The 12507-nt window shown below is 67.5% G+C and carries 13 protein-coding genes; 5 read left to right on the top strand and 8 right to left on the bottom strand.

Annotation, left to right across the window (positions count from 1 at the left end; translation table 11 throughout):
- Positions 1-12: 12 nt before the first annotated feature.
- From H7F38_RS19110 to H7F38_RS19095, 4 genes are all read right to left on the bottom strand, one after another.
- Positions 13-1023, bottom strand: coding sequence for a zinc-binding dehydrogenase (locus tag H7F38_RS19110; protein ID WP_187091304.1), 1011 nt, complete (start codon positions 1021-1023; stop codon positions 13-15).
- Positions 1024-1145: 122 nt separating this feature from the next.
- Positions 1146-1811 carry a BON domain-containing protein gene (locus tag H7F38_RS19105; protein ID WP_187091303.1) on the bottom strand — a complete coding sequence of 222 codons (666 nt, stop codon included), beginning with the start codon at positions 1809-1811 and terminating at the stop codon, positions 1146-1148.
- A gap of 285 nt (positions 1812-2096) precedes the next feature.
- Positions 2097-2765, bottom strand: coding sequence for a BON domain-containing protein (locus H7F38_RS19100; RefSeq protein ID WP_187091302.1), 669 nt, complete (start codon positions 2763-2765; stop codon positions 2097-2099).
- Positions 2766-2898: 133 nt separating this feature from the next.
- Entirely contained in the window at positions 2899-3672 is a 774-nt protein-coding gene (locus tag H7F38_RS19095; RefSeq protein ID WP_187091301.1) for a CPBP family intramembrane glutamic endopeptidase, read from the bottom strand.
- An 82-nt stretch (positions 3673-3754) separates the two neighbouring features.
- On the opposite strand from H7F38_RS19095, the gene H7F38_RS19090 reads away from it, so the two are divergent.
- The gene (locus H7F38_RS19090) at positions 3755-4951 is read left to right on the top strand and encodes an acyltransferase family protein (RefSeq protein WP_187091300.1); all 1197 of its coding nucleotides are present in this window, start codon (positions 3755-3757) and stop codon (positions 4949-4951) included.
- 63 nt (positions 4952-5014) lie between these two features.
- Here the strand turns inward: H7F38_RS19090 and H7F38_RS19085 are convergent, their stop codons facing one another.
- On the bottom strand, positions 5015-5515 hold the full coding sequence (locus H7F38_RS19085; RefSeq protein WP_187091299.1) for a hypothetical protein: 501 nt from the start codon (positions 5513-5515) through the stop codon (positions 5015-5017).
- Between the two features lie 246 nt (positions 5516-5761).
- On the opposite strand from H7F38_RS19085, the gene ppk2 reads away from it, so the two are divergent.
- From ppk2 to H7F38_RS19065, 4 genes are all read left to right on the top strand, one after another.
- Positions 5762-6601: a polyphosphate kinase 2 gene (gene ppk2 / locus H7F38_RS19080; RefSeq protein WP_187091298.1), complete on the top strand. Its 840-nt coding sequence runs from the start codon at positions 5762-5764 to the stop codon at positions 6599-6601.
- Positions 6602-6753: 152 nt separating this feature from the next.
- Positions 6754-6957: a hypothetical protein gene (locus tag H7F38_RS19075; protein ID WP_187091297.1), complete on the top strand. Its 204-nt coding sequence runs from the start codon at positions 6754-6756 to the stop codon at positions 6955-6957.
- A gap of 85 nt (positions 6958-7042) precedes the next feature.
- Positions 7043-7909 carry a hypothetical protein gene (locus H7F38_RS19070; RefSeq protein ID WP_187091296.1) on the top strand — a complete coding sequence of 289 codons (867 nt, stop codon included), beginning with the start codon at positions 7043-7045 and terminating at the stop codon, positions 7907-7909.
- A gap of 50 nt (positions 7910-7959) precedes the next feature.
- Positions 7960-8772: a hypothetical protein gene (locus H7F38_RS19065; RefSeq protein WP_187091295.1), complete on the top strand. Its 813-nt coding sequence runs from the start codon at positions 7960-7962 to the stop codon at positions 8770-8772.
- Here the strand turns inward: H7F38_RS19065 and H7F38_RS19060 are convergent.
- Genes H7F38_RS19060 through H7F38_RS19050 form a run of 3 tightly spaced genes read right to left on the bottom strand, consistent with a single transcriptional unit; the run spans position 8751 to position 12453 of the window.
- Complete coding sequence (locus H7F38_RS19060) at positions 8751-10286, bottom strand: NADH-quinone oxidoreductase subunit C (protein WP_187091294.1); 1536 nt, start codon at positions 10284-10286, stop codon at positions 8751-8753. The genes H7F38_RS19065 and H7F38_RS19060 overlap by 22 nt on opposite strands.
- Positions 10283-11791 (bottom strand): proton-conducting transporter membrane subunit, encoded by a 1509-nt coding sequence (locus H7F38_RS19055; protein WP_187091293.1) that lies wholly within the window; start codon positions 11789-11791, stop codon positions 10283-10285. Before H7F38_RS19055 ends, H7F38_RS19060 begins: the two co-directional genes overlap by 4 nt.
- On the bottom strand, positions 11791-12453 hold the full coding sequence (locus H7F38_RS19050) for a hypothetical protein (protein WP_187091292.1): 663 nt from the start codon (positions 12451-12453) through the stop codon (positions 11791-11793). Before H7F38_RS19050 ends, H7F38_RS19055 begins: the two co-directional genes overlap by 1 nt.
- Between the last annotated feature and the right edge of the window lie 54 nt (positions 12454-12507).

Below are 12507 nucleotides of genomic sequence, written 5' to 3'. Positions count from 1 at the left end.
TGAGCACCACGCTCAGGGGGTGAGCACGATCCGGATCGGGTTGCCGACCTTGTGCCGTAGATGGTCCACCGCGGTGGCGGCCTGAGCCAGCGGCAGCACCTCGCTGACGGACCGGGAGAACTCCACCCGGCCGGCCTCGACGAGGTCCACCAGCTGGGCGACGTGTGCCGGCTCGGAACCGTAGTGGCCGAGGATCTGCTGCTGCAGGTAGCTGAACCGGGTCCCGTCGGTGATCACCACGGGTTTGTCGGTCAGTCCGACGAGGGTCAGTTTGCCCAGCCTGCCCAAGGTCCGGATCGCCTGTTCGCGGACCGCCTCGACCCCGGCGAAGTCGAAGGCATAGCTCAACCCGGTACCCCCGGTGGCCTGCGAGATCTGCTGTCCCAGCATGGGATCCGCGGGATCGAGGGCAAGATCCGCACCGAACTCGAGGGCACGTTCGCGGGCCGTCGGCAGTGGGTCGACCGCGATGATCGGGGCGGCCCCGATCAGACGCAGCAACGCGATCGCGTGGGCTCCGAGACCACCGGCGCCCCAGACGCCGACGCTGCGGGCCGGCAGCACCGCCGCGGTGGCGGTGATGGCGGCCCACGGGGTGGACACGGCGTCGGGGATGAAACAGGCCTGTTCGAAGGGGAGGTCGTCGCCGATGGCGACCAGGGTGTCCGCCCGGGCCAGCGCGTACTCGGCCCAGCCACCGTCGTAGTCGACCCCGCGGGTGTACACGGTCTCGCCGCGCAGTTCACCCGCCTGCAGCAGAACTCGTCGTCCCGGAGCCCATCCGGTCACGCCGTCGCCGATCAGGTCGACCGTTCCGGCGACCTCGTGGCCCAGGGTCACGACGTCACCCGGCAGGTAGAGGGGCCGCAGCGGACCGTCGATCAGATGCACGTCGGACAGGCAGACGCCGGCGGCACCGACCTTGATCCGGACCTCCCCGGGACCGGGTACCGGCGTCGGCACCTCTTCGACGGCGAATTCGCGGGTGCGCACATCGAGACGTCCTGCCAGCATGAGGATCAACCCGTTCCGGTCCGTCGCGGGCGACCGTCGCCCGCCGTGGCTACCCCCGCAACGTACCGAGCCATGCGCAGGTTCCGTCGGAAGGTTGCCCGGTGGGCGTGGTTTCGGTCGAGGAGCAGGGATCAGTACTGGATCGTGAGGTTGTTGGTGATGGAGGTGATGCCCGGAGCCGACCAGGCCACCAGTTCCGCCTGGTGCCGTTCGCCGGGTGAGCGGACGACGCCCTCCAACGTGATGCCCCCACCGGAATCGGTCATCACGGTGATGTAGTCGCCCTCGAAGCGGGCGTTGCGGACGAGGGCGGCCTGGATGGAGGCCTTGACATTGGCGAGCACGGCGCCGGACCGGATCTGCACGCGATCATGGACGCCCACGACACCCTTGATGGTGTGGACGGCCCAGGCAGCGGCCGTGCTCTGGTAGTGCCAGGTCGCCTCTCCGGTAAGGGTGATCACCCGGGCTGCCACCGTTGCCTTGATCGTGTCGGGGACATTGACCGCGCGTTCCAGGGCTTCGCCGGCTTCACGCGCGATATCGGTGTCCGTCCGCGTGGTCCACTTGGTGTGGACGGAGATCTCCTGGGCCAGCGCGTGCACCCCCTTGACCCGCAGCGCGGCCTTTCCGGCCGCGACCTTTTCCGGGTAGCTGTGGACCTGCCCGGTCAAGGTGATGGCGCCGTCGTCGGCAGTGACGCCGATGTGGCTGCTGTCGATGCTCGGGAGCCAGGACAACTCGATGACGACAGCATTCTTGAGGTCGGTATCCGATGTCTTCGCTACTTGCGTCATGAAATGATCCTTGGTGTTGTGGTGGGTTCGATCAGGCGCGTTCCATCACGGCGAGAATTCGTCGAGAAGTCGATTGAGCTGGTGATCGTCGAGCGCCGTCCACCGGGTGGACTCCACGCCGGATCCCCGGCTAGCGAGCGCTTGTCCCGACTCCGCGGTGGTCGGTCGAACGGGGGGGCCGGCACCGGAGGTCAACAGGTAACGCGTGAAATAGCATGCGCCGACGACTACCGCCAGCAGGAGCAATGCAATCATGGGCTCGACGAACCTTCCGGCGCTGGGGTGTCAGAACTGCTGCACGTGCAGTTTGTTGGTGATGCGGGTGACGCCGGGTGCGGACCAGGAAACGGCCTCCGCCTGCCGGCGTTCTGCCCACGAACGAACATTTCCTTCGAGCGTGATGTGGCCTGCCACGTCCGTGCTGACCTTGAGGTGCTCGCCCTCGAACTGGGCGTTACGGATGAACGCCGACTCGATCTCGGCCTTGACCCCGGTGACCGACACACTCGGCCGGATGGTGATCTGGTTGTGGACCCCGGTGACGCCTCGCAGGAAATGCACCGCTGACATCGCCGCCTCTCGTTCGTAGTGCCACCGGACCTCACCGGTCAGTGTGACCGCACCGAGATGCACCGAGGCCTTGACGGTGTCCGGCACGTCGATCCCGCGGTCCAGGGCCTCGACCGCCTCGCGCGCGATGTCGGTGTCGGTCACGGTCGAGAAGAGGCTGTGCACGGTGATCTCCTGGGCCAGGGCGCTCACCCCACGGACACGCAGTGCGGCCTTGCCGGCGAGCACCTTCTGCGGGTAGCTGTCGACCTGGCCGGTGAGGGTGATCGAACCGTGGTCGGCCGTGACGCCGATGTGACTGCTGTTGATACTGGGGATCCAGGACAGTTCATCCATGACGGCGCTCTTGAGTTCGGCATCCGTTCGCTTCAGTGTGTTGGTCATGGCCCTCACTCTCGGCCGTCGGGTTGATGGCCGGCAGGGCACAAAGGCCCGATTGCTCGGCCGAAATACCATCGGGGGCGCGGGACTTCCCTCCAGCGTCGTGTCTTTGCAACGGATCAGGGGTGCTGCCCTGTCAATGGTTGATGACCAGCCAGGCCGCCAGGAAACCGAGCGAATTCGTCGACCAGTGGACCAGCATGGTGGTCTTGATGCCCTTGCCGAGTCGCACCAACGCACACAGCAGAACGCCGGCCGCGATCATCGAGAGTACGGCCAGCAGGGTCGCCACCAGCTGATCGCCGCCCAGTGCGGTCGCGACTGCCTTGTTGCCGTGGGCGATGCCCAGCGAGGGCAGGATGTGCCACAGTCCGAACATCACGGACGCACCCAGCACCGGACCCCACCGCCAGCGCAGTGCCGGCGAGGCGCCGAGCAGTGCGGGCAGAACGCCCCGGAAGGCGACCTCCTCCAGGAACACGGTGCCCAGCGGGATGCGAACCAGGGTCTGATACAGCATGGTGGCCGTCGACGGGCTCGCTGCCCTGGAGTCCAGGAAAGCGGATCGAGTGGCCGGGATGGCGATGCCGAGCCCCACGATGAGCGCGACGCCGGTGACCAGCAGAAGACCTACTCCCACCGGCCGGTGCCAGTGCCGGATCTGCAGACCGACAGCATGGGGCCCCTCACCGGCGCGGTGGGCGATGATCAGCAGGGTGATCCCGACCGCCAGATTCCAGGGCACGTAGGCCCACTCCGGGAGCAGACGGTTGGACATCACGTTGCTCAGGGCCAGCAGCGGGATGATGGCGCCCAGGGCGATCCAGCGGCGCGAGCGGGGCGGCCGGGTTTCGAAATACTCGCTGGTTTCCTGCCAGGGCACAGATTCGGACGACGTGATGGGGGCCATGATCCTATGGTGGTCTTCATCGGCACCTTCCGCTGCTGCGGCGAAAGGATTGTTCGAGACCGAGCATTTTCCGGGAGGTCGGATGACCGCACCGAAAACATCGATCGCGGCGCCGCGGCGGGATCCCTACGCTGATTTCCTGCGGTCGTTCTCGCTGATGGTCGTCATCCTCTGGCACTGGTGTTTCACGATCCTGATCTGGCGTCCCGGCGGGCCGACGGCGACGAGCCCACTGGGCTTCACCTCCGGCATCTGGATCTTCACCTGGCTGCTGCAGGTGCTCCCGGTGTTCTTCTACATCGGTGCCTATGTGCATCTGACGGCCTGGCAGAGGGCGGCGGCGCGCGGGGACAGGCTCTGGCAGTTCGCACTCCGACAGGCCAGGTCCTTGGCAGTGCCCTCGTTTGCTCAGCTGGTGACCTGGATCATCCTGGGCATCGTCGTGGGTACGGTGTTCAACCTGCACTGGATGGGCACGGCCGTGCTGATGGTGGTCTCCCCGCTCTGGTTCGTGGCCACCTACCTGCTGTTGATCACCCTGATGCCGGTCAGCGTCTGGCTGCACCGGCGGTATGGCGCTCTCGTCCTGGTGTGGCTTGCCGGTCTCGCGGTCGCCGTCGACATCCTGCGGTTCCGCTTCGAGATCCCGTACGTGGAATGGCTGAACATGGTGTTCGTCTGGGGGTTCGCCTTCCAGATGGGGTATTTCCACGGGCGCCTGTCCGGGACGGAGGGCGACCCTCGCAAGCCGGACGATCAGCCGGACTGGGGCTTCCAGTCGACGCGATCTCGCAGGCTGGCCTGGATTCTGACGTTCCTCGGGTTGTTCCTTCTGGTCGGCCTGGTGGGCTCCGGGCTGTATCCGGGATCGATGGTGGGAGTGCCTGGCGAGGGATCCAACATGGCTCCGCCGACGGTCTGCATCCTTGCGCTGACCCTGTTCCAGGTCGGCGTCGCCGAACTGATCAGGCCCTTCGTGGTGCGTCACCTGGGGGCCGGTGGCTGGTTCGCCAGGTCGACCGCCGTGCTGACCCGGTTCGCACTACCCCTGTTCCTGTTCCACACGACCGGCATGGCCCTGTCGCGGGCGGTGGAATGGTCGATCTTCGGGTTGCGGATCGAGGCGGTGGAACCCACGCTGAACTGGTGGTTGCTGCGGCCGGTGGCGATCATCGGGCCGCTGCTCGCCACCCTGCCGGTGATCTATCTGTTCTCCCACCGCCGATGGCACCCCCACGCGCATGGGCGCCCGGAACAGGAGCCCCGCCTGGCGGGCTGACCGACCGGGGGGCTTCGATCTTCGGGACGCCAGAGATCTCGCTGCGCCCGGACCCGCCTCCGGTCAGTGGAAGCCGAGATGCAGCTGGGACCTCCACCGCGGAACGCGGGTCGCCTTCTGCGTAGGGACGACGGCGATCTGCGCTGCGGCGCTGCGGATCCGGGGTGCGGACCGGACGCGCGGCACTGCGGTCAACATGACGGCGGAGGGCTCCAGGGCCCGGAGGGTGTGTTCGGGCTGCGGCACGATCAGGAGGTCCCCCGGGCCGCCGAGCCAGCTGGCCTCGTCGGCAGCGAGTTCGACCCTTCCGGACAGCACCTGCACGAGAATCGTCGCCTGGTCGGGGTCCTGGAGCTGGGAGAATTCCGCGCCGGCAGCAAGTTCGAGGATCGTCTGCCCCACGGCGGTACCGCGGCTCCCCGGACCGACGGTCGTGCGGCCGCCGTGACCCGAGGCCTGGGTTGCGAAGAGCGGAGCGACGGTGCAGGGGTTGAGCAGCTTCTCGCACCGGGGGCTCTCGTCCCGCAGCGTGGTCTCGTGTCGCAGCGTGTTCTCGTGTCGCATGGTGCTCTCGTCTCGATCGGGGCGGACGTCCGGCGTGGGTGCGCAGGGACCATGCTCCGGCCCCGTGCTCGGTCCCAACAGCATCGAAGGTCCTCCTGTGCCGGGTCGATGGTCCTGGTCCGCGGGCTGGGCGCCGACAGGACTTTCGGCCCTATCGGGACGAGTTCCCGAGAGCGGATTCTGATCAGGCCATCGTCCGCCGGAGGGACCCATCATGTATCGCAGAGTGTTCGATGGATGTGCAGGATGAAGATCGTTCATCAACCTGCAGTGGCCGATGACGCATCCTCGGTGGTCAAGCTCGGGTTGAAGGTGTACGAGGCGGAGTTGATCCGCCTGCAGATCGAACTGGTCACCCTGCAGCAGTGGGTACGGGACACCGGGGCCCGCGTCGTGGTGATCTTCGAAGGCCGTGACGCGGCCGGCAAGGGTTCGGCGATCAAGCGCATCACCGAACGCCTCAACCCGCGATGGTGTCGGATCGCGGCGCTTCCGGCCCCCACCGAACGCGAACGGACGCAGTGGTACTTCCAGCGCTACATCGAGCATCTGCCCGCAGCCGGGGAAATAGTCTTCTTCGACCGGTCCTGGTACAACCGGGCCGGCGTCGAACGTGTGATGGGTTTTTGCACGAGTGGGGAGTACCGGCAGTTCCTGCACCAGGCACCGATCTTCGAGCGACTGCTGGTCGAGGACGGCATACTCCTGCGCAAGTACTGGTTCTCGGTATCGGATCTGGAGCAGGAGAGGCGTTTCAAATCTCGGCAGAAGGACCCGATGCGTCGATGGAAACTATCCGACATGGACCTGCAGTCCATCAGCAGGTGGGTGGAGTATTCCAAGGCCAAGGACGAGATGTTCGTGCATACCGATATTCCGGGGGCACCCTGGTATGTGGTGGAGAGCAACGACAAGAGACGATCCAGGGTCAACGTCATCGCCCATCTGCTGTCCACGATCAGCTACGAACACCGCGAACCACCAACCGTGAAGATTCCGGCCCGTCCCCCGATCGGTGACTACACCCGGCCACCGCGGGAGGAGTTCACCGTCATTCCCGATCACGCAGCCACACTCCAGGGTTGACCGGTATCGCCGACGAGGTGGGTTTCACCGTCAGGCAAGCCCTTCCCTCCCCCGACCGGCAACCTGTCTGCTACATCACGGTTCTCAGACTTGCCAAACCCTGCAAGTACGCACATATTGGACTGACAACGAGGTGAGGCGGAAGAGTGGCCATGAGCGCGTTCGAGGCTGTGCTGCGGCAGCAGGTCGCAGATTCCGCGCTGGCGTTGCAGCAGGCCGAACGGGTCGGTGACGAGGCCGCGGGCAGCATGTACCGCGCCCGGCTGTGGGATCTGATGGATCGTGCGGCCGCGAACGACATCGAGGCCGGATCCTGGATCGCCGGCGAGATCAGCCCGGCCGGATCGAGGCCCTGATCGGTACGCGGGCGTTCGTCGTGGGTCTCCGCCGCGACACCGCAGCGGGCGTGTGTTCCCTGGGCATGCCGGTATCGCGATGACGATGGCATCAGCAGTGACGGCCGCGGCGGCGTGGTCGCCGACCGTCCGCGGCAGCGGGATAGCGGTGATCAGCGACGGCAGCCTGGCGGCGTACGACCAGAGTCATCGGACCTCGGCCGCGGCCAGGTTGGCCATCGCCTCGGCACAGATCGAACGGTTCGCCCACGCAGTGGTGCTGACGAAGGTGATCCGGGCGGGAGATCCACTGCAGTTCATCGGGCGACTGCGCGACCTGCCCGACACGGTGAAGGTGATCTTCCTGGCCGGGGTGTCGCCGGGGCGGGCACATCTGCTGCAACGAGCCATGGCGGCGTGCGGCGGTCCGGTGGTGCTGACCGAACAGGATGCGATAGCGGTCAGCATGGTCGCGGGCGTCCTGACCAGCCTGCGACGAGCCGGCCGGCCCCGAGCTCTCGGCCGGGTGATGATCATCGGCGCGCAGACCGCACCGCTGCTGGGGCCGCTGCTGGCCGTGGCCGGGATCGGCGAGATCGACAGCTGGAATCCGGTCGACGCGCTCGATTTCGGATTGAACCGCCTGGCCTTCGACGCCGATGTGATCATCGACCTGATCGGTGGTCCGTCGTCCCCGGCGCAGATGGGCCGGCGGCATCCGGTGGTGATCAGTCCCGTCGGTCAGCTGTGCACGGCCCTGACGATGCCGGGGATGCTGCGCGCAGTCCTCGACTCGGTGGACCCCGTGATGGACATCCAGGTGTTCCACAGCTGCGCGAAGGCGTTGGCGTTGCGGGCCCCGGAAAATGCTCCGCTGGCGGAATTGCCGGATGCACAACTGGTGGAGATCATCAGCGCGGTCACCACCCGGGCTTTGCATCGAAAACATCGGATCGCAAGCCGAACCCAGTAGCTCCGATCTGTCGTCCATGCGGTGCGCAAGCGCCGCGACAAGGAGAAACCATGTCCACTGCGGCTCTCATCGATCACCCCCGGCCGTCGGAGGCCGGCGGCGGGGTACACGCCTGGGCGCGGGAGGTCGCAGCATTGACCACTCCGCAGTCGGTGGTGTTCTGCGACGGATCACCCGCCGAGCGCGAGCGGTTGACCGCCATGCTGGTCGGGGCCGGGGCGTTGGTCCCGGTGCCGGGGCCCACCGGCGCCCTACGCTGCGCACCCGACCCGGCCGACGCCGCGCAGGTCGGACGGCACTCCTACGTCTGCGCGCGGACACCGGCCGCTGCGGGGTGGGCGCATTGGATGGAGCCGGTGGACATGCGCATCATCCTGACCGAGGAGTTCCGAGGTGCGATGAAGGGGCGGACCATGTACGTCGTCCCCTTCCGGACCCGGGCCACCCCCGCCGGTCCGCCGGTGCAGGGGGTCCAGATCACCGACTCGGCCTACGTCGTGCTGTGCATGTCGATGATGGCGCAGGACCATCACGCGGAGATCGGCTTCTTCGGTGGGGACACAGATTTCGTTCGGTGCCTCCACTCGGTCGGTGCACCCCGCCGGACCGGGCAGGCGGACGTGGCCTGGCCGTGCGACACCGTCCAGTACATCGCCCGGTTCCCGGAGGCCCGGACCATCTGGAGCTACGGCTCGGGCTTCGCCGGGAACGCTTTTCTCGCCGGTCAACCCGACGTGTCCGGATTCTGGTTCGGTCTGGCCACGGACGACGCGGTCGAGGTGTCCGAGCCCGAGTCACCGCGCGTCGAGATCGACCGGCCGCCGGCCGGTGGCGACGAACGTCAGAGGTCGTTGCCGGCGTAGGACAGGCCGAAGCTCTTGTTGGCCAGTGGGAAGTCGGGAACGATGGTGTTCTGGAGCGACACGGGCAACGCGGGCCAGTTGAAGAACGACGGGTCCACCACCTTGACCCGGCTCAGCGTCCCCTCGGCGGCCAACTCGATCCGGTGGACGATGGTCCCGCGCCAACCCTCGACGATTCCGACCCCGGAGCGGGGTCCGTCGGTCGGCAGCAGAGGCGCAGCCGCCGCCGCACCCCGCGGCTGCAGCCGTACCAGAGCGTTGATGACGTCGACGGATGCGCCGAACTCCTGGGCCCGGATCATGAAGCGGGACAACACGTCACCGTCGGTGTGAACGAGGTCGAGCTTCGGGTGGAAGATGTTCGCGGCGGGTACGTCCCGGCGGGCGTCGACCTGCAGCCCGCTGGCCCGCGCCGCGTATCCGAGGACGCCGATGTCGACGGCCTGCTGGCGGGTGAGCACCGCGGTACCGGTGAAGCGGTCCAGCACGCCGCTGTGCTCCAGGGCCAGCGACACCAGCGATTGGACGTCCCGGCCGATGCGGGTCAGCTGACCCGGATCGGGCAGTGACCTGACGAGGGTCGAACCGGGGGCCACTGCTCCGCGGAGGAGTCGGTGACCGGTGACGTCGTCGTTGATGCGCAGGAGTTCCTCACGGAGACGAAGGGCATGGGCGTTGAGAATGGCGTAGCCGGTGTCGTTGCACAACGCCCCGATGTCGGTGATGTGGTTGTAGAGCCGTTCCAGTTCCAGCAGGATCACCCGGATCTGTTGCACCCCAGCCGTGACGGGCATTTGGTGGGCGTCTTCGACAGCGAGGCAGAACGACACGGTGTGGCCGACCGAGGTGTCCCCGGAGATCCGTTCGGCCAGCTCGATGCCCTGCGCGGGGGTGCGCCCCTGGAACAGTTTTTCGATGCCGCGATGCACGAACCACAGGCGGACCTTCAGGTTGAGAATGGTTTCCCCCACCACGGAGAATCGGAAGTGGCCCGGTTCGATCATGCCGGCGTGGACCGGTCCGACCGGGATCTCGTAGACACCGGGACCTTCGACGGTGCGGAACTCGAAAGGTCCGTCGACGGCGTCGAACGGCGGCGGGGCGCCGGCGGCGGCCCGCATCGGATACCACCCACGGGGCCAGTGGAAATGCCGCACCATGCGGGCCGGTTGGGGGTGATCGTCGGGGACGATGCCGAACAGGTCACGCATCTCCCGTTCGAACCGGCCGGCCGGGAACGACATCCTGGCCAGGCTTGGCAGATGCGGATGAGCCCTGCTCATCGCGACGTGCAATTCCACCCGGAGGTCGTCGGATTCACGCGTGAACAGGTAGACCGCGCGCAGGCCGTCGGGGTCGTCGTGCCCGGCGATCAGCGCCACCCGGAAATTTCGTTGCAGCAGGGCGCCGGCGTGGTCGGGCAGTTGGTCGGCCGCGATGTCGAAGACGGTGCGCCGGTGGTCGGCCGGGATGCGCGGAGGGGGTGCTGCCGGGTGTGGGTCGAGGGCGGTCATGGGGCTCCGGTCAGGGTGGCGGCCGCGAGTTGCAGCAGATGGGAAAGGGGCCAGCTGCTGATGCCGATCACTGCGCATCCGACCAGCGCACCGACCATGATGACCGTGTCGGTGGCTGGCCGGGTGAGGACGGCTGCGACCGTTGCCCCGACGGATCCTTCGGAGGAGGGCACACCGGGTTCGGTCGATCTGCCCAGGAGCATCCGGCTGGTGAGGTTGAACAGGGCGGCAGCGATGACCACGACCAGGATCAGGGCCGCAGCCATCACCCAGCCGAGACGCGCGCCGAAGCCGGCCCGGAAGATGCCGAGCTCGCTGGCGAACAGGCTGAACGGCGGGAGCCCGATCAGGGCCAGCACACCCAGTCCGATGCAGGCGGCCGGTGCAGGTTCCCGGTCCGCCAACGCCGTCAGTGCCTCGATCCGGGTGGTTCCGTTGCGCTGCAGAACTTGTCCCGCACTCAGGAACAGCACGCTCTTGGCCAGGCCGTGGCCGAGGATGTGCAGCAGGACCGCCGTGAGGGCCAGGGGCGTGCCGATGGCTGCCCCCAGCGCCATCAGGCCCATGTGCTCGATGCTCGAGTAGGCCAGCATCCGTTTGAGGTCGCGCTGGGCCAGTAGCAGCGACCCGGCGACGGCGAGCGAGGCCAGCCCGATCACGATGAGCAGCCCGCGGGTCAGGCCGGGGCCCAGGGTGATGTCGGCGATCGCCTTGGTGCGCAGGATCGCGTAGAACGCCACCGACAGCAGCACCCCGGACATCAGCGCGGACACCGGCGCCGGCGCCTGGCTGTGGGCATCGGGCAGCCACGCGTGCAGGGGGGCCAGGCCCGCCTTGGTGCCGAAGCCTAGGACGAGCAGGACGACGGCGATGCGGGTGACGCCGGGGTCCAGGTGGGGTGCCGCTGCCATCAGTCCGGTCCAGTCCAGCCCGACCGGGCGGGTCAGGTGCCGGGCGGCGTCGTTGAGCAACACGATGCCCAGCAACGCCAGAGCGATCCCGGTAGAGCAGATCACCACGTATTTCCAGGCCGCCTCCACCGCGGCGCGGCTGCGGCGTTGACCGACCAGAAAGGCCGTGACGACGGTGGTGGCCTCGATCGCCACCCACATGATGCCGAGGTTCGCGGCCAGGACGGCCGCCGCCATCACGGCCAGGAACAGCTGCACCAGAATGCTGTGCTGGGTGCAGGTCTGCACGCTCATCCGGCGGGTTCGAAGTTCCTCCTGCAGGTGCGCGGGTGTCGCGGCGGTGGCGATCAGGGCGACGATCGCGATGACCAACAGCATGAAGCCGCTCAACGCGTCGACCCGGAAGAGACCACCCATGGCCACCCTGGGACCGGCACGGACCACCTGCACGCAGGTCAGCATCGCGGCGCCCAGCATGGCGGCGGCACTGCCCGCGCTGACCCACCGCGTACCGGGTCGCCACCCGACGGCGGCATAGAGCCCGGCAGCGGCGACCGGAACCCCCATCGGGGCCAGCATCAGAAGGGTGATCATCAGTCGTGCAACTCGCGTAGCTCGTCGAGGTCGGTGGCACCGAAAGCGGCCCGCATGTGGGTTTTCAACACCTGCAGCACGATGACCACCAGCAGCACGTCCATCGAGATGCCGAGCTCGATGACCAGCCCCACGCCGGAGGTGGTCAGGAAGGCGGTCGTGGTGATGCCGTTGTCGATCAACAGGAATCCGACCACCTGCGAGAGGGCCAGCCGGCGGCTGATCAGGATGAAGAATCCGATCAGCACCACGGCCAGACCGACGGGGATCGCGTGGGCCGCCGGCGACGGGGCCAGGGCGATCAGCGGTTGGCTGACCGCGTAGGCCAGCAACGTCAGTGCGGCGCCGGCCAGCAGCGAGGACACCACGTTGACCAACGGGTGGGTCTCCCGCTGGCGTTGCCCACCGGCGGCCAGCGCACGTCGCAGCAGCCCGGGCAGCACCCCGGCTCGAAGGATCAACAGACCCACCGAGACCGCACCCAGCTCGGCGTCGTGCTGTTCGACGGCCAGGATGCCGACCATCGCGGCCAACGCGACGCCCTGCGCAGCGAAAAGCGTGATGACCGAGGAAATCTCGCGGCGCCACAGGATGACCACCGCGGTGAGCAGCAGGGCACCGCAGGCGATGTCGAGCAGCCCGACGTACATCGTCGTGCTCATCGGTGCCTCCGGCAGCGACTCGGTCTCACGGTTCTCCTCGGGTTGACGGGCAAG

Origin of the sequence: Nakamurella sp. PAMC28650, from assembly GCF_014303395.1 — a bacterium.
In the GTDB taxonomy this organism is placed as follows: domain Bacteria; phylum Actinomycetota; class Actinomycetes; order Mycobacteriales; family Nakamurellaceae; genus Nakamurella.
This window is presented reverse-complemented; position numbering and strand designations above follow the sequence as displayed.